Genomic DNA, 16,972 nt, shown 5'->3' on the forward strand with positions numbered 1-16,972 from the left:
CAAACTAGACGATTTAAACTTTATAATCATATAATCATATAATCATATAATCATATAATCATATAATCATATAATCATATATGTGATTATATGATTATATGACACAAAAAAAAGCCTATATTATTAAATACAGGCTTTGTGATGGATTCAAAGATTAAGCACGTAAAAGCTTTTCAGCACCCGCCGCTAAAAAAGCTGAGCGACTTTTATAAATACGACCTTTTCCTACTTGGTCATCAATCAAGTGAATTAAACGACTTGGTAGAGTTACATTTACTTTTTCAGATTTTCCTAAATATCGACTTATATCAATATCAATTACAGCCCAGATATAACCTTGATATTCATCATTATTTAGAAAAGCACTTACTTCAGATGCTAAAGGAATTTCCTCTTTATCTTCAGCTAGAATTTCTAAGTGACTTGCAATAGCTTCTTTTGCATTGCTTAATGCTTCCTCAAATGTATCACCCGCTGAAAAGCACCCTTTAATATTTGGAACGATGACACCATAAGCTTTTGTGTCATCCCCTTTTTCTACAGCAATTGGATATAACATAGCGAATATTCCTATTAAAAATACAAATTTTTAGATGCAGAGTTTTTAGTCTTAATGGGATGAAGCGGGTCATCTAAGACCCGCTTGCTTCAAAATACTATTTACTGTGCCAATTGGTAAATCTTTTTTAGGATGAGGGACTGTAACCAACCCTGTTTTTACTTCATGTCTAAAATGATGATGACTACCAGTAACCCTAGTTTCATACCAACCGTCTTTTAATAATATCTTGATGAGATCAAGACTTTTCACTTCTACCCCTATCCAAACTAAGATAACTAAAGCATAACCCTAGAGTTATATTAAGTCAATAACCCTAGAGTTATATTTTTATAAATTAATCAAAAAAAGCCCAATTAAGGGCTTTTTTAAAACTTTAGGTATGTATAGGAATTAATTAAGAATTAATATAACCCTGCACGTTTACCTTTCGTCACTGAACGCATACGTTTTTTCAAAGCACTAGAACTATGTGCTTTGACACGGGCTTTAATCAACGCCTGTTTTTGTTTCGGTGACAAACGCACCTTGCCCCCAACACGGGTATTTTTAACCACGATTTTACCGTTACGTACCGCTTTCACAGCTTTGTAGATCACTTTGCCGAATTTACCGCTTTTAACAGTCGTTTTACCTACTGTTGCAGCATCATAAATTGAGCCATCGTCATCAATTTCACCGTTATCTGCACCGAATACAAATTCCTGCACAAATTCGCTTAATTCATCTTCACCAGTCGGCACGGCGGATTCAACGATTTCAGCAATAGTTTCAATTGCCTGGTCTGCTTCCGCAACATCATCACCAAATGCAGCTTCAACCAAATCACTGCTTACTCCAAATGATGCAAATGCATCCTCAACGTTGGCAGAAATGATGCTATATGTCGGCTCATCAACTTCTATTTCTTCGCCGTCATCTTCACCACTAAAGCCCGCCATTAACGCCTCAAGGCGTGATGATGGCAATTCATCTTCATCTAAATCATTGCTTGTAATCGCATCAGATAAAGATAAAACCACCATCAATGCAGCCAAACGTAATGCGCTGACATGGTGATTAAACTGGGCTAGATCCAAGCCATCACCATCTGCAATTTTATTTGCCGCTTCACCCGCTGCACTATCAAGCAACATCGGATTTAAAGAACTAAATAACATGATTATTTCTCAACTGCAAAGTCATTGTAAGCCGCACGGGTAGCACCTTGCGGACGGCAACCTAATTTAACGTCTACCGCATCAAATGGGCGGTCTTGACGCGGGGTAATACGAAAATCATAAAACCCGTTTAATTTCTCTGAATGGACTAGCAATGGACGAGCATTTGTGCAACACAAATCCAGAAATTTCACACATTCTTTGGTCGCATCTTCGATATATGTCGTCATGCCTTTTAACAAATGACGCATAGTAATTGCGTTAATTGTGTTTGCAATAAACATCGAAATATCACTGGCATTGATCAACTTAAGCAATGATGTATTGTCACTATTTCCCGTTAATACATCACCCAAAATAAAGCGTTCACCCGCACGAAAATTAATAACTTGCATCACGTTAATACGTGAATTTGCCAAGCGTTTACGTGTTGGATCATCCAAATCAATGTCTGGCCGTTGATCTAATCCACGATAGCTGAAAGGATAGTCATAACCCGCAACTGGATTGTGATAAGCAGGGATTCCATTGCCATCTTTATTCGCATCACGCAACGTATGCCACGCCATTAACGTGCCACCGATCAAACGCCCAAATTTACGACCTTTTAACGACTGTGCATTAATTGGGCGTGCAACATTTGGTGACCAAAGAAAACCGACACGATCATCATCTGGCATTAAATCATTCGCTGTTTGAATTGCTTGATCCACTGTAAGCATTGGATCTAATTCAACAAATAAACGAATATTTAACGTATCAGCAACACGCAATAACTGTGTAAATGTAGTGACATTATTATTAAAGCGCATATATAAACGTGTTGGCTTGTTACGACCACGCGTTAATATTTTAGCCAATTGATCCACATTTGACGGCGGCGCTTCTGATTGCCACATTAGTTTTACTTTTTTGCGACCCAAAGAATTAAGCTCATTAAATGCATCACTTAAAACAACTGCACTTGCAAAACTAGGACTTGTTTTAACTTCAAAGTCTTTAAATTCTTCAGTAGCATCAACAATACTCATCAAGCTATTAGTTTGATTAATATCAGGATTCAATGAACCAATAAAATTATAAATTACATCATTGGTTTGTTGATCAATAAAACCAATTTCAAGCTTCACAGTATCAGAATCAACATCTGTATCTGTTTGCTTAAAATTCAAATGTAATTCAACCCCATCACCTAGAAAGCTATACGGCTCTAGGTTTACCCATAGTGGCGGTGTTCCCACCAAGTCGGCTGCTAAATTTAGAGAGCCGTCTGTATCCATGACTAAAAACATATATTAGCCCTCAAAAATGAAGCGTTTATAACCCGCTAATGCGTTGATTTGAGCAAAGTTACCCATTGCCAAATGTTTGTCATGCATTGATCCATAACGCAAAATAACGGTTTCACCGCGTGGGATGATTTTACGTGTGACCATACATGATGTTTCTGAACCATGATTGGTGATTTCAAGATCCAATGGATCTAAAACCACTTCCGCTTTAGGTTCTTCTTGCTTAGGATCTGAATCAGCTTGCTTAGAATCATTGTTTTGCTCTGATTCAATAGGCTTTTCAGGTGTTAAGTCACCTTGCTTGGGCTGTGATTCTTCTTGCTTAGGATCTGAATCACCCGCTGTTACGCCGCCAACTGGGTTAATTGCTTGAGTTGTCGCCAAAGGTTGATCCGCTTCAGGCTTTGGAACTTGCTTCGCTGTGCTTTTAGCTGCTCGTTTTGGCTTTGGCTGTGATTCTTGCTCTGCTGCTGCCACATCATCAGATTTGGTGGACTGATCCAACTCTGGTGATACAGGTTTTTCATCCACTGGGGATAATGGATCTTCATTGCTTTTCGTGGCAGTGGAAAGATCGAGTGATTCACCAGTTTCATCATTTGCGTTGCCGCCATTGCCAAGCTGCTGCTGATCATCACCGCCCGCATCAATAATCGTTTCATCTTCTTTACCTACTGTACTCATGACATTTTCCTATTTTTTAATAAAAATCAGCATGTAGGGCGTTATTAAAACGCCCCACACAAGCCCATTAAGGGCTAGGTGATACAGTTAGAGATTTAGGAAGATTCAACACTTTGAGCTTGAATACCTGGTCTGCATAACGACCAATGTCATTCATCTGTGCTGCAATTTTCGAGTAATACGTTACGCCCTGTTTAAATTCCTCAGAACGAACATCACCCGTAATAACAGGTACGCACACATGACCGACAAATACTGATTTAGCAGCTTCAGTGTTACGACCGATAATCAGCATTTCAGAAAACACGCTCTTTTTACCCGCAACATCGACTTCGCCTTCTTTGACGATATTGGTTGTCGTTGGCACGTAATAGTAGTTATCTGCACCTTTTGAACCGATACGGACAATTTCATTCGACATACCGAAAGACAGTGCTGACGGGATGAAATGCGTATCATCTGCCAATACAGTCATCAATGTGCCTAATGCACCTGTAACGTAAATATTATGACCATTTGGACGATGACCTGTACGCTCAACCATACGGCGTTTACCATCTTCAATAGCAGGGAAAATTTCCGCACCAATGTCCGATGTTTTATTGAATGCCGCTGTCATGTCACTACCGCGCGTTAAATCAACTTCACGGCTCAAGCCTAAGCCATCTGCACGTTCTGCTGCTTCAGTCAACAAGCGGGTATTTTGTTCAAGCATCAATTTTGCAATCACGATGGCTACGAATGCAGAACGCATGTCTACACCAAGCTCGTTTTGCATTTGCATCAATGCATCAATGGTCGCCGTGTAAATCGCGCGGATACCGTATGCGTGTACTGCTGCATAATCCAAATCAACATCGGTATTTGGTGCAATCAGAATGGTTTTACCCGCATTGTCTACACGCTCATAATCTGCTGCGGTCAATACATGGACTTTTGCTTCAGGCGGTAATGCTTTATCGAATACTAAAGTGATGGTATCGGTATTTGCATCATGCGTACCTGACACTAATTTGAATTTGTCCGCACCAATGACAACTTCAACATTTTCAAGTGGTTCAAACTTAGAACCCGCTGCATTTTTCTTGCCTGTATAGAACTCATCCTTACCGACTAAAATCCCGTTTAAATACGCACGGTTTGCACCGACCACGATTGGTAAACGCTCATTGCCACTGGTGCGTTGGTTTCATCACGCTGACGCTTGGTTGTCACTGTATAAGTGATATTGTTAGCAGTCGTTAAAGCGAATTTATGAATTGAATCAAAATACTGACTAGCAGCTTTAATACCGTCTAAAAACTCGCCTTTTTTCGTTGAACCATAGTCACGACCCGCAATATGACGAACATAAAGCAAAGGTAATGATGCTGTACCTTTCGGGTTTGGTAAATAAGCAGTCAACGGCGATGCATTGGCAATCAGCATGGTAATTGTGACCATTGCTAAAGCGGGTACATCTGCAATATGGGTAGAGGACTGTGATGTTACGCTGTCATAGAATGATTGTGTTTCTGTATTTGGCTTGCGTGCTGTTGCACTATCAAACAAGCCCATCGTTTTATCTGGCGTTAAATCACAGTAAATCGTTTTTGCTGCTTCAAGTGCCGAACCAACAATACCTGTGCTTGGCATTGCACCATGGCGTGATTGATATTCACGAATACCTGTTGAAATACTATCTAAAAGCTGTTTTTTTGCTAATGGGCTTTCTTTAAATTGATCAATCAAGCTTGATAAAGCTTCAGGCACATAGAATGCGGGATCAATACCATTTTTCACCGCTTGAGCCACAACACTATCAAACAACTGTACTGCATCTGACGGCGTACCATCTTTATACTTCATTGCGTCAAGAAAGTTTTTGCCGACTAAAGCAATTCGAGAAAATGCCGCTGAAGCTTCTTTAATTTCACTCTCTGAAAAACGAGTCATTTTGAGTTCTCCACGCCGTTATTGGCTTGTATGAACTCATTTTGTAGATTCTATAAAAATGCGTTTTTCGGTATTCCTAGATTTTATGGTTGGATTAATGAACCTAAGCAAACAGCTCCACCAACTCCCCAAACATTTACTGTTAAAGTTCCGAAAGCTCTTATATCTTGCTCTACTGTTATATCTGAATTTACAACTGCATGAGAATGAACATAAAGTGAATTTTCTGATGTAGGGCTTGTCGGAACATATACATTGTATGGTGATGTGTGATTTGGTACTTTCCCTACCCTAACTGATTGTACCCGCCATTCTGGTTTTAATGTCCATATTGTATATCCAATCTGTATAGAGCTTAAAACTTCAAAAGCTCCTCGCATCCACAACATGCCGTTGATTTTTGCAAACTCAAGATCAAATCGAACACCACTAATCGTTGCATACAGATTTGTTTTTACTACTTTTTGAATCAGAACATCTTCTGCTTTATGCCATTTGACTTCTGGTGGTACTTTTAACTGTGCCTGCAACTTCGCCAAAGCTGTAATAATGTTATCTGTTGGCATAATTTCAGTCGGATTTTGCGGAACTAAGCCTGTTAATACCGTGTTTTTCACCCGATCTTGTTTAAAATAAAGGTTATTTGATCCTTCTGGCATTTCATCCGTGTTTAAAGCAATTTGAACCTCATTAATGACCCATTTTCCATCGTCACTATCCCAGATAGCCGCCATACGCCCAAAACTAATACCGCCGTCTATATGTGCGTAATCCCCATCGACTGCGACAATATTAGCTTCTGTTAATGCAATATAGCTCTTATAAAGTCCTCTAAAATGATTGTTATATTCATCACGGTTTAATTTTTGTGATAATGCCAAATCTGTGGCAACCTTATCTGCCTTTCCTTCTGTTGCCTCATTCACAATACCTTGTGCTATACCTACCAAATAAGGCGTAATTAGATTTAAAAGATCATCTTCCATTGCATCGACTGAATGAAAAAAATTAAAAACTTCTTGGAAGTTATTAATATTCACGCCTTTTTCAATCATTTTTTCAATTAAGCTATCCGACATTTTAAACCCCTCGAATTTGTGTTAAATCAATAGAAAATGCGTGTTTTTCACCCGATGATAATTGCAATTCATAGTGATTCACGGCGTTAAGGTTCATCATGATGACCACCGTATAGAATTTATGAACATCGTTAAAATTGGATGGTAAAATCTCAAATGATTTAATGCTGTCATGTGTGATCAATACAGGCTTATTCGCCGTGAGATCCGTATCAATGGCTTTGACCAGTGCAATATGATCAATCACCACCAATCCATACGTCATGTATGCACCATTAACCCAAATTGACTTCACGGCGGTATCAGCCGATAAAACAAAAGTTTCAGGCTCTTTTAAGCTGACAGTGATGGTTTTTGTGTCATTTTCATCAAAAAAGTATGCGCTTTTCGTGCGATGCTGAATGTTCTTAATCGCCAATACAGCCATTTCACGCTCAAAAGTCGGATCATTCATATTGCCAAACTTGAATTTACGCATCGTAATTTGATCATCGTCTTTAGTACCTGGATCATTGTCATAAATATCAAAAATTGGCGCATCGTTATAAACGAGATCTGACATAAGCAATGGATAAAGTTTTGACTCTGGCGTTAATAGATCTTCTTGCGAAATAAACGGCTCTAAATGGTCCAGCGGATCACGTAAATTCAACACGTATTTATTACCAAAATCAGAATGAATGCTTTGACCTTGTGAGCCAACACATTCAAGCCATTTGATCGTATCTTCTGATATTAATAATGCGAAAATATCGCCTTTTTTGGGCTGCCAATCAGGTACGTTACGAATCATGTCCCGCTGACTTTCAATGTATGCCAAATCAAACGGTTCAATTTGTGCATAAAAGATTGGATCACCGCTGTTAATGTCATCCATATCATTGTGTAAGCTGCCACCGCTGAAATGATCAAATAGCAGCTTGGCATAGCCTAGATCGTCATATTCTGTGGCGTGTTCTTCTTGGCTGCTTAATACCACCGCCCCTGCATAAATCGTTTCTTGGCGTGTTTCATTGGCATTTACAGGAACAACATTACGGCGATATACATAGCATTCGATAGATGACAGATTGGTAATCACAATAGAACGTGCTGCAAATCTGCGACCGTCTGCTACCCGTGTCGATTCTTTTCTAATTGGCTTCAACATGGCTTATTTTCCTAAATTCTGTACTAAAACTTGGTATTCAGCATCAGTAATCACGCCTTGATTCAGTAAGGCTTTATAACGAGTTAAAGACTGCTGTTTGGTCTGTTTATTTTTGCTGCGTTCTAATAGATCCTTTTGACGCTGCAATGTTCTTTTCTGTAGCTGCTCACGCTGTTTTCGCTTCTGTTCAAGCTTATTTAACTCATGTTGTAAGCGTGGCTTAATTTCACTACGTTTACTGCCTACTTTCGCTATTTGCTGTGCAATGCTTTCAGCCAAACCTTGCTTGTCTTGTCTGTAACGTGCGCCAACTTGACGGGTACGTTCGTTTTGAATGGCTTGAGTTAAATAACGCTGGCCATGTCCTGATTTGATCCAATGCATGACACGTAAAATATGCTTACATGCAATACCTGTTAAATTTGGGTTACGGATCTTCGGAAAACCACCTTCTTTACGCCCCAATACTGTATTGCCTACTGTATTGATATAGCGATACCAATACTTAAATCTGCCGCAATCACATTCAAATTTGACATGACCCAATGACAGCTTATTTTTTACGGCGTACTGTGATACATCTTTCGGCTGCAATGACAATTCATTAAAAGATTGAAACTCAACATTGACATGGTGAAATCGTGATTTACTTTCTGCACTGGCATTGGTAATAAAATGCACCAAGCCTGCTTTACGCCGTGCGGGATGTGCAACATGGATCTGTTGATTTGCCCGATCAATATCATCTTGACGACTAAAAGCAATGACTTGTTCAACGGTAATGCCGCCTTTGTATTGTTTGGCAATCGTTTCAATATTATGTTTAAAGGCTTCCAAATCGGCACGGGTTAATGTCCTTACCATGCCTTCGGGCATACCTAGCGTGGTCTGCAATGCCCGTTTAAAATCATAATCACCTGATATATCTTGCGGTCGTAAAAATGTGGGCTTTGAGCCTTTTTTGTCTGCCTTACTTTCACGTTCTTCTTCAGCAAGTTTTCGTTGTTGCCGATCTTCAGCTGTGCGCTGCTTTAGGTCTTTACCAAAACCACCTTTTAAGATTTCTTGCCGAAATTTATCTGGATCAAAGTTAGAAGGCATGTGTTACCCCGTACTTTCTTTGAAGTGCGATAATTTGCGCTAATTTCGGCAAAATAATGATGTTTTGTGGCAATGGCTCATGTGCAAATGACACACCACTGGCAATACGCACTACATCGCCATGACTGCGCGTTTGATAAACCCGCTGACTAATCAATGATGGATCATAAATTTCATCACGCCCGATCTGATATGCAAACAAAAAACCGCCATAACCATGGCGTTTTTTATTTTTATTGATCAAACGGCGTATATCAGTGTGATATTCATTCAGTGACATAACATTCAACACACAAAAAAGGCTAACCCATTTTGGATTAGCCTTTCGGTTGAATTTTTTCGATATTCCTTAGTTAGATACTCTTGCAAACCCATTTGTGCCAACAAAGCCTGGATTTCCGTTAGATTCAGGGGATTCACCACCCGCACCAACAACTAAAGTTAATGTTTGAATTGCTTCGGTTGTATTCTTATATTTAATCTTAGCATAGCCACCAGATGTACCACCTGTACCAAATGCACGCCCATCATCACCAACACCATCAGCACCGTTACCACCCGCACCATACTGACCAACCACGCTAACTGAAATGCCACCTTTATGATCCGCTAATTTATTCCCCCCAATAATACCCAACACCTTAGAGTCTTGTGTCACCAATTCAGAAACATAGATGCCACCACGCGTCCCTTCCGTTCCGTCAATCATAGATGATCCATTTGACCAGTGACCACATGGTCCTCCATGCCCGCCATCAATTTCCACTAACTTGACAGAATCCAAATATAGGCTAGTCACTCCACCATTTCCGCCGTTCCAAATAGGGTAGTCTTGCCATGCCGAAACACCACCTGCGCCACCACCAGATACCAAGATAAAGTCTTTAGTTTCATTTGGTAAAACTTGTATGAAGTATCTTCCCGCATAGTAGTCACCATTACCACCCGCCACTGTTTCACCAGTCGCTTGAATAACTGCCCAGTTTGCACTACCTGAATAACCAATTCTATTGCTACCTGATCTATTCCAGATAGTAACTGTAAACGATTGCGCTTCTCGTTTTATCTCCCAAGCTTCATGTGTGTTTTCTGGTGTGACTTGAATTAAATATTTGTTATCACGCAAATCATCAACTTTTCCTGATACATCTATTGTAAATTTCTCTCCCATAGCGACACCGCAAACAATCGTACGCGGATAAGTAATTTCATTAAGATGTTCCCATATTCTTTCAATTTCTTTATTTATAACCTCTAAATTATTAGCGACTTCATTTTTAAACTCATTAAAAGTATCGCCTATGTTTTCAGTAAATTCATTAAATAATTCAATAAAATAATTCTTTAAATCCCCAATTCCTTTGGAGTATTGAGGGTGTGGATCTGGATGTGACTCATGATCAAAAATCATTTGTTGTGCAATCGGCGCATCTTGCATCACGCTAACTGCAACAGTTCCCTCATTAATATCAGCAAGTCGTAAACCAAATGATGCAATAAACGGAATATCTTTACTTAGAATGAAAAAATGCCCATCTGTTTTACGAGCAATAGCAAATAGAACACCATCTACAGTATAAATTCCGATTTCTGATAAATACAGGTCTTGCGTGGGTGTGTAATTTACACCCAATAACAGTGTATTCGTTGTTGGCTGTACGCCACTTGCTGACATATCTGTTTCTTGTTTTTTACTGGCAAGACTTGTAACCGTCTTATCACTTACGCCGTGACCATCACCAAAGCCCATTTTATCGAGTTTTAGAATCAATCCTACAGCTTCAGCATTCAATGCGGCATTTCGCCCTGCATGTGTCACAGTAAACACTATTTCATTAACTTCTGTCGCCATAATAAAAAATCCTCATACTTAATGAGGATCTTTATATAAATTTACGGCGTGATCGGTTTTTCGTTATTCCTGTGTTTCAGTATCAGGAAAAATACCACGTATAAAATATAGGTAGTCTGGATGATTGCGGCTGCCGTATCTTTTAAGTTCATTTTTAATAAATTGGGTGTATGGACCGTCTATATTTTCTGCATTAAATGTATATTCAAACCATCTACAACTCATTTTATAGAGTTTTGCGTAAGGTCTATTCGTCATAATTACACGCACATTATCCCGATGTGCATAAACACCAAGACTTCGTAAAGCATCATAGTCGGTTCGATTGCTATCGATGTATTCTGTATTATCAATAATTTGCACTTGATATGGGACATCATACCAAATCGTTACATTCCCCAAGTCTAAACCATCTAAATTTTGTTCATTTTTAGGATTTTTAACACATATAAAACGAGTATCTTTATAACCATCTATGTAAATACGATCTTCATCAATAATGATTTGATCTGCTAGGTATTGGTAGCCATTTTGCTTTAGTTTACGTTTATGGCTTTCAATATATCCCTTTAAAAATTTACTGCTTTCAGCACATTTTTCAGTGAATAAATAAATTTTTGAAGCATCTTCGCACAGCAAACTCCACACGGCGAATAATGCCAATATACTGATCCCTTTTGATGTAAAGCCACGATCCCGATAAGTAAAGTCGTCTTTAGCCACATGTGTCATTTGGCTATAATAAAAGCCCGCAAATGTAAGGCTTAAATTAGAACCTTTTTGTGATAATTCACGACATACTGTTTCTGTGTCATAAAATTCTGTATCCCCTCGAATTTCTTTGCAATAATCAATGAAACTCATATTTTTTACGTCTATTTTTTCTTGCTGTTCTTCACCATCACCAACAAGCTTATGATTCACATCATTCAAAAACATATAAGCCAATAACTCAGCAATTCCCAATGAATTAGGTGATTTCATCATTTCTTTATTGGTTAAAACCTTAAAACGTGCACGATAATCAAGATCATAATGTAAAGATACAAGCTGCTCTTTAATTTCATCCATAAAATGCTGTGTTTTAATTTTTAATCGGTTGGTATGTACGGCACGACTAAGATCAACAAAAGCCTGTGACCGTTTATTCACATAATTTTCGTTATCATTTTCGCTAAAGCAATTGCCATCCCAATAAATAGATTCAAAACCAATACCATTGTTGTTTAAAGCTTGAGCAAATTCTTTACCTACACCATCAGGTATTAAAAGCAAGGTGATATTAGAGTAACAACCTATAATGTATTTAATTTCATCTAATGCATGTTGAAAGTCTTTATAGTGGTTAATACTCAACACATCAATGTACTTGCAATGCTCTTCTGGTGTATCACTTTTCCAAGCTTTAGCAATCAGTATTTTGACTGAATTATTAAAATCATCAGCTTTAATTGACATGAAAAAACCAAAATCATGTTTGGTATGATCTATCGCCGTACCTTCCCAGACTTTTTCGACTGTTTGAGGGTAAATTAAAACTTGGCCATATTTTTCAAACATATTCACGATTTCATTTTCATTAGAAAAATCAACTTTATTTCCAGAAAAAATTGAAGATGATTTTAATAGTTTTTTTGAGCGAAGTTCTTTGTTTTCAATGGTGGCTTGCTCATCCAAATCATTATGCTTATCTCCTAAAACAGACTCACGCACATCTTTTAATTTTTCCCAAAAACGATACATTGCATCCAATCCCAGTACCGCTGCTATGAACAATTTCTTCATGGTAAATCTCTATGTATAAAAACTATAGTTATAGAGATTTCCCCAAAATGAATATTTTGATATTCCTAAGCATAAAGATCCGCAAGCTTCTTAGCGCGCTCCAAATCAGCCTTTTTATCCATGTCTGGCGATGATTCATGAAAGCCTTGCATATCCTCATCACTACTGAAGCAATCATTTGCGGGCGAATATACAGTACCGTCCATAAACATAAATGCGAATGTATCAACCAAATCGGGCGATTTAATCCCTTTACGGCGCATATCTTCCTTAGACAAGATTTTAAAACGTGCCTGATCATCAAAGGTGTACGGAATACGAGTCAATTGTTCTTCCGCTTTGGCTTTTAAGTACATGGTCCTGATCTTAAATCGGTTCGATGCTACAGCACGGCTCAAACATACATACGCTTGCGCCCGTTTATTGACATATTCCTTACGTGCTTTGGTCGAGAAGCATTGCCCGCCCCAGAATATCGGCTTGTAATATATCCCGATTGATTTTAAATGCTGTGCAAGCCCTGCCCCTGCGCCGTTGGCATCCAACAATAGCGTGATGTTCGGGAACTGAACCATGCATTCATTAATAACTGCCGTTAATTCATGAATATTGTCATTGTTTTTACATAGTGGTATGCGGGTAATTTCAACCCGTCTTGCTCTTGGACCATAGTGCTGATTACCCCAAACTTTAGCAATAACAATACTCGAATCATCCCGACCTACACCACCGCCTACATCCACCGACATAAAGTAGCCATAGTCTTTGTGCTTGTCTTTTTCATCTAAACACTTGCCTAACCATGCTTGTCGTGCGTATTTGTGCGTAATTAGGAACTCGCCCGCAAGATCTGGGAATAGACCACGAATACGAATCATGTATTGCGGATCATCACGGCTGCCGTACTGTAAAATCGCTTCTTTTAATTTTTCAATACTAACGATTGGCGATAATTCACTGTTAAATACGAGTGCATTCCAGACACCGCCTGCCGCTTTAGATAATTTATGATGTGAATCAAAGAAAAAGCCTGACGGTCTAGCGGGCTGTGAAGTCATACACATGCGGTTATCTTTATGTGTTAATGCCCCGATCAGTACGTCAAAGACTTCATTGGCAATCCCTGCGGCTTCATCACACCACACCATGTAATTGTCGCCGTGCAAACCCGCCAAGTTGGTCGGCTTATTTGCGGGTGCGGTTTTAGCGAATACATGCCAAGTCTTTTTACAGCCTTTGATGTAAACCGTTTCTGCTAAAACTTCGACATAATCAGCAATCCATGCCAAACGCCCTTTTTTCAGCAAGTCTTTACAGATTTCAATTTCTTTCCAGACTAATTTTCTAAGCTGATCAATCTGTGGTGCTGTGAAAAGCATGATTGAATGCGGGAAAAATAGTAAATGCCACAACGCTGTAACACCCGCTGAACGGGTTTTACCTGTGTTGTGTAAAACAATGTCGTCTTCACCTAAGAATTTATGATTATTTTCAAGTTCAAAGCCGTAATAATAACCTTTACCAATTGATTTAACTGACTTTAAATAAACACGCTCATAGCCATTTTCCGACCATTTATAAAGCGTATAACGGCGCTGTTTTTTTCTTTTCCACTTCAAATATTCACTGACGGTCGCCGTCAATGTGCAACCGATTTCATCCATCAAACAAAGAATGTGTGACGCATTGAAAACGTGATGTTTGCCGTTGGTATAAGTGAATTTATATAAGCGTTCTATGCCTTTTAACGGGTACAGAACAACTCTAGGGCTAAAGTTGTCCTCTCCCATTAAAATATCGTCTGTGTCTATGTCCTGAACGGCTTTAAAGCTGCCGTCATACATTTTTATCAGCGTGCCATAACCAAAACAGCCATGCCCCGATGACACGGATGTACGGCTACCAGGTACCGCAATTGAGTTATAGAGTTCATCTTGTTGCCAAGTGATGTCCATTCCCAATGCTTCGATAGCAAAGCGTGATAAATTGTAGCGATACCGCTTACAGGCGGCGTGCCATTCAGGTAGATCATTCAGACTTTTCAGCATACCGCCACCTTAGATCGTGAACGGTACTAGGAAATCATCCTCTTGCTCTTGTGTTGCTTCATTTTGCTCATCAACTAAAGCGGCTGTACGTCCTGATCGTAAAGCAGCCCAACATGCAGCTAAAACGGCGATATGCCCGCATGTGGTCTGTTCATGATCTATTTCGTATGCATTCCCCCGATTTGGGTCTACTTTAGTTGTCTGCAATATCCCATCAACCAAATAGCGACTAGCAATTTCAGCACCTAAAATCAAACAACCTGAACGATGCAACTCATAATATGAAGCGATTGCTTGTGTTAGATCTTCTTGCTCTTGAAAGCGTAAATCCCACTTGTATATATTTGGATCATCTACGACACGCAACGTATAACGTTCATTGGCTTTAAGCTGCTCTATTTGTTCTGCTGTTTTGTTCTTGTATGGATCTTTAGGCAACGCATAGGGTAACGCACGTTCAATCGTTAAACGTCCGTTTTGACGATCATAGATCGCAATCATGCGTATTGGTTCTTCATATTTAGAGATACGCACATCTAAAATAATGTCATTCATGGCTGATTCCCCTTTTCGATCCACTCTTTTGTACGTTCCCCTGTGTCGGGGTCGGCTTTTTGACGCAAATGGGGATCATCCACATCTGGATACATATCGGCTTCAACAACCACATGGAATGCGGGTGGTACTTCTTTATCGTCTGGTTCGCCGTACTGCGGCAATCCACTAACTATCTGCGGCAACAGCCCAGACATAGTGAAATCAAGCAGTCCAATAGTGATATTGCTTTCTTCAACACTTGCTGAATCGGGGAAAATTGAGTTATCAAAGATCGTTAAATGCCATTTATCCTTAACATCACTTGTAAATTCGTATTCAATTTCAATACGGCGTTTTTCAAGCAATTGAATGTAGGATGTAAATTGATCCGTAAAACTCTGTGCCGAATCAGGATCATTCACTACAAATGCATATTGCACCCGGTATGAACGTGGAATCGTACGTATAGCAACTTTACGTTGCTTTGGATCTGTTGGTATGACTGCATTTCTTTCAAACGGTACGCCGATGATTTGGCTTACGTCTGGGGCTTCTTTAATGCGCTGCACAGACAGCAATAAACGTGGTAAAACAGCGGATTTTTCTCCCAATTTACGATAGCTGTCTAACTGTGCTTGAACGTCATCAATCATGCGCCCCTCAACAATCGCCGTTGGGGTACTTTGATTCTTCCAGTGATGCATAGCTTTGGTTTCAGCAATCATCCATTTTTGAAAGTCTAGGACCATCAAACATAGGGCATTCACCACCGCTTCACGGCTTGTTCTTTTTTGCATAGCGACCACCCTTAAAACCAATTAAACATGCCGCCAATGATTTTCCCCGCCGTTTTTTTAGGCTTGTCATCATTTGCGCTGTTTGTTGTGGAATCTAAGAATTGATTGCTTTCATCCATAAAATCAGTAAATGGCTGTGTAGGACACAAAGCACTGTCATAGACCGACTGTTGCTGCTTTTGCTGCAATTCTTTTTTCTTGGCTTCTTTCGCCATTTCTTCAATAAAGCGGTTTTCGAGTTCTGCCGCCTGTAGCATCTGTTCTGCCGCACTTTCGGTTAAATGCTCTGCATAGTTAGATTGGTGAATGCAGTCGTACATTTCACCTAAGCTGATTTCTAACGTGGTTTTTACAATGTCGGGCATTGGCACGGCGCTATCAAATAGTCCGTTGCTTGTGTTGTAGACATAGTTTTGCTGTAAAACATAGTCAAACCCGCCCATGATGGTCGGTAAAATACGCCCCAACATGTTTTTAAAATCACATGCAATGGAAAAACCGCCCACTTTGGCTTTGTATTGCCGATATGCGTGTTCACCTTCTGGCGTTTCTAAAAACTCGACACGATGACTTACAACACCATCATCGGTCGCACTCAATTCAACTGTACGAAGTGCGGGACTAATCTTTACGGTTTTACCGTTTTCTAATACCGCCGTTTCTGGTGGATACATGCCAAATAGTTGGCGGATTTGATGACCGTAATAGCCAAACATACCGCCTGTACTGATCATTTCTTGCGTTTGTGGTGAATTAATTAGATCCACCCATGTTTTTAAATCCACATTAGAACGATCTTGACCTGTGAACTGTCGTCCACGATCTTTTAAGTCAAATGTGATCAGTTTTGTAATTCTTGACCCAGACATAATAAAAAAGCCCTAAAAATCTATTTAGGGCTATTGTTTATGTTCTACAAAATGGCGTTTTTCAGTATTCCTAGATTATTGAAAAGCAGCTTTAAAAATATGTGCGATTACATCCACTGTCCAT

17 protein-coding genes are annotated in these 16,972 nt (G+C 39.4%); all 17 read right to left on the reverse strand.

What is annotated here, in order from left to right:
• Positions 1–154: 154 nt before the first annotated feature.
• The 17 genes from AVJ19_RS00275 to AVJ19_RS00350 all read right to left on the reverse strand — a co-directional run bounded on the left by AVJ19_RS00275 (position 155) and on the right by AVJ19_RS00350 (position 16,848).
• Positions 155–559 carry a type II toxin-antitoxin system HicB family antitoxin gene (locus AVJ19_RS00275; protein WP_111857843.1) on the reverse strand — a complete coding sequence of 135 codons (405 nt, stop codon included), beginning with the start codon at positions 557–559 and terminating at the stop codon, positions 155–157.
• A 69-nt stretch (positions 560–628) separates the two neighbouring features.
• On the reverse strand, positions 629–811 hold the full coding sequence (locus AVJ19_RS00280; protein WP_111857844.1) for a type II toxin-antitoxin system HicA family toxin: 183 nt from the start codon (positions 809–811) through the stop codon (positions 629–631).
• 152 nt (positions 812–963) lie between these two features.
• Positions 964–1,719 carry a hypothetical protein gene (locus AVJ19_RS00285; RefSeq protein WP_228203253.1) on the reverse strand — a complete coding sequence of 252 codons (756 nt, stop codon included), beginning with the start codon at positions 1,717–1,719 and terminating at the stop codon, positions 964–966.
• Between the two features lie 2 nt (positions 1,720–1,721).
• Positions 1,722–3,011, reverse strand: a complete 1,290-nt coding sequence (locus AVJ19_RS00290) for a hypothetical protein (RefSeq protein WP_111857846.1) — start codon at positions 3,009–3,011, stop codon at positions 1,722–1,724.
• A gap of 3 nt (positions 3,012–3,014) precedes the next feature.
• Positions 3,015–3,695 (reverse strand): hypothetical protein, encoded by a 681-nt coding sequence (locus AVJ19_RS00295; RefSeq protein WP_111857847.1) that lies wholly within the window; start codon positions 3,693–3,695, stop codon positions 3,015–3,017.
• Positions 3,696–3,762: 67 nt separating this feature from the next.
• Positions 3,763–4,848 carry a hypothetical protein gene (locus tag AVJ19_RS22405; RefSeq protein ID WP_228203254.1) on the reverse strand — a complete coding sequence of 362 codons (1,086 nt, stop codon included), beginning with the start codon at positions 4,846–4,848 and terminating at the stop codon, positions 3,763–3,765.
• A complete protein-coding gene (locus AVJ19_RS22410) occupies positions 4,821–5,630 on the reverse strand; it encodes a hypothetical protein (RefSeq protein WP_228203255.1) in 810 nt (269 codons plus the stop codon). Before AVJ19_RS22410 ends, AVJ19_RS22405 begins: the two co-directional genes overlap by 28 nt.
• Before the next feature lie 83 nt (positions 5,631–5,713).
• Entirely contained in the window at positions 5,714–6,709 is a 996-nt protein-coding gene (locus tag AVJ19_RS00305) for a hypothetical protein (protein ID WP_111857848.1), read from the reverse strand.
• 1 nt (position 6,710) lies between these two features.
• Positions 6,711–7,859 (reverse strand): hypothetical protein, encoded by a 1,149-nt coding sequence (locus AVJ19_RS00310; RefSeq protein WP_111857849.1) that lies wholly within the window; start codon positions 7,857–7,859, stop codon positions 6,711–6,713.
• A gap of 3 nt (positions 7,860–7,862) precedes the next feature.
• The gene (locus tag AVJ19_RS00315) at positions 7,863–8,960 is read right to left on the reverse strand and encodes a hypothetical protein (protein WP_111857850.1); all 1,098 of its coding nucleotides are present in this window, start codon (positions 8,958–8,960) and stop codon (positions 7,863–7,865) included.
• Positions 8,950–9,240, reverse strand: a complete 291-nt coding sequence (locus tag AVJ19_RS00320; protein WP_111857851.1) for a hypothetical protein — start codon at positions 9,238–9,240, stop codon at positions 8,950–8,952. The genes AVJ19_RS00315 and AVJ19_RS00320 overlap by 11 nt, the downstream gene beginning before the upstream one ends.
• A 69-nt stretch (positions 9,241–9,309) precedes the next feature.
• On the reverse strand, positions 9,310–10,812 hold the full coding sequence (locus AVJ19_RS00325) for a phage tail protein (protein WP_111857852.1): 1,503 nt from the start codon (positions 10,810–10,812) through the stop codon (positions 9,310–9,312).
• 63 nt (positions 10,813–10,875) lie between these two features.
• Positions 10,876–12,597, reverse strand: coding sequence for a hypothetical protein (locus AVJ19_RS00330; RefSeq protein ID WP_162626510.1), 1,722 nt, complete (start codon positions 12,595–12,597; stop codon positions 10,876–10,878).
• A 65-nt stretch (positions 12,598–12,662) separates the two neighbouring features.
• On the reverse strand, positions 12,663–14,645 hold the full coding sequence (locus tag AVJ19_RS00335; RefSeq protein WP_111857854.1) for a terminase: 1,983 nt from the start codon (positions 14,643–14,645) through the stop codon (positions 12,663–12,665).
• Between the two features lie 9 nt (positions 14,646–14,654).
• The gene (locus AVJ19_RS00340) at positions 14,655–15,200 is read right to left on the reverse strand and encodes a hypothetical protein (protein WP_111857855.1); all 546 of its coding nucleotides are present in this window, start codon (positions 15,198–15,200) and stop codon (positions 14,655–14,657) included.
• Positions 15,197–15,979, reverse strand: coding sequence for a hypothetical protein (locus tag AVJ19_RS00345; protein WP_111857856.1), 783 nt, complete (start codon positions 15,977–15,979; stop codon positions 15,197–15,199). Before AVJ19_RS00345 ends, AVJ19_RS00340 begins: the two co-directional genes overlap by 4 nt.
• A gap of 11 nt (positions 15,980–15,990) precedes the next feature.
• Complete coding sequence (locus AVJ19_RS00350; RefSeq protein ID WP_111857857.1) at positions 15,991–16,848, reverse strand: hypothetical protein; 858 nt, start codon at positions 16,846–16,848, stop codon at positions 15,991–15,993.
• Positions 16,849–16,972 lie beyond the last annotated feature (124 nt).

Source organism: Acinetobacter sp. CFCC 10889, from assembly GCF_003268395.1.
Lineage (GTDB): Bacteria > Pseudomonadota > Gammaproteobacteria > Pseudomonadales > Moraxellaceae > Acinetobacter.

Bases quoted from the DNA above. Each gene is read 5' to 3' on its own strand.
- AVJ19_RS00335 (WP_111857854.1), bottom strand. From the start codon at position 14,645: ATGCTGAAAAGTCTGAATGATCTACCTGAATGGCACGCCGCCTGTAAG.
- AVJ19_RS00285 (WP_228203253.1), bottom strand. From the start codon at position 1,719: ATGTTATTTAGTTCTTTAAATCCGATGTTGCTTGATAGTGCAGCGGGT.
- AVJ19_RS00290 (WP_111857846.1), bottom strand. From the start codon at position 3,011: ATGTTTTTAGTCATGGATACAGACGGCTCTCTAAATTTAGCAGCCGAC.
- AVJ19_RS00320 (WP_111857851.1), bottom strand. From the start codon at position 9,240: ATGTCACTGAATGAATATCACACTGATATACGCCGTTTGATCAATAAA.
- AVJ19_RS00295 (WP_111857847.1), bottom strand. From the start codon at position 3,695: ATGAGTACAGTAGGTAAAGAAGATGAAACGATTATTGATGCGGGCGGT.
- AVJ19_RS00305 (WP_111857848.1), bottom strand. From the start codon at position 6,709: ATGTCGGATAGCTTAATTGAAAAAATGATTGAAAAAGGCGTGAATATT.
- AVJ19_RS00350 (WP_111857857.1), bottom strand. From the start codon at position 16,848: ATGTCTGGGTCAAGAATTACAAAACTGATCACATTTGACTTAAAAGAT.
- AVJ19_RS00345 (WP_111857856.1), bottom strand. From the start codon at position 15,979: ATGCAAAAAAGAACAAGCCGTGAAGCGGTGGTGAATGCCCTATGTTTG.
- AVJ19_RS22410 (WP_228203255.1), bottom strand. From the start codon at position 5,630: ATGACTCGTTTTTCAGAGAGTGAAATTAAAGAAGCTTCAGCGGCATTT.
- AVJ19_RS00325 (WP_111857852.1), bottom strand. From the start codon at position 10,812: ATGGCGACAGAAGTTAATGAAATAGTGTTTACTGTGACACATGCAGGG.
- AVJ19_RS00330 (WP_162626510.1), bottom strand. From the start codon at position 12,597: ATGAAGAAATTGTTCATAGCAGCGGTACTGGGATTGGATGCAATGTAT.
- AVJ19_RS00275 (WP_111857843.1), bottom strand. From the start codon at position 559: ATGTTATATCCAATTGCTGTAGAAAAAGGGGATGACACAAAAGCTTAT.
- AVJ19_RS00310 (WP_111857849.1), bottom strand. From the start codon at position 7,859: ATGTTGAAGCCAATTAGAAAAGAATCGACACGGGTAGCAGACGGTCGC.
- AVJ19_RS00315 (WP_111857850.1), bottom strand. From the start codon at position 8,960: ATGCCTTCTAACTTTGATCCAGATAAATTTCGGCAAGAAATCTTAAAA.
- AVJ19_RS00340 (WP_111857855.1), bottom strand. From the start codon at position 15,200: ATGAATGACATTATTTTAGATGTGCGTATCTCTAAATATGAAGAACCA.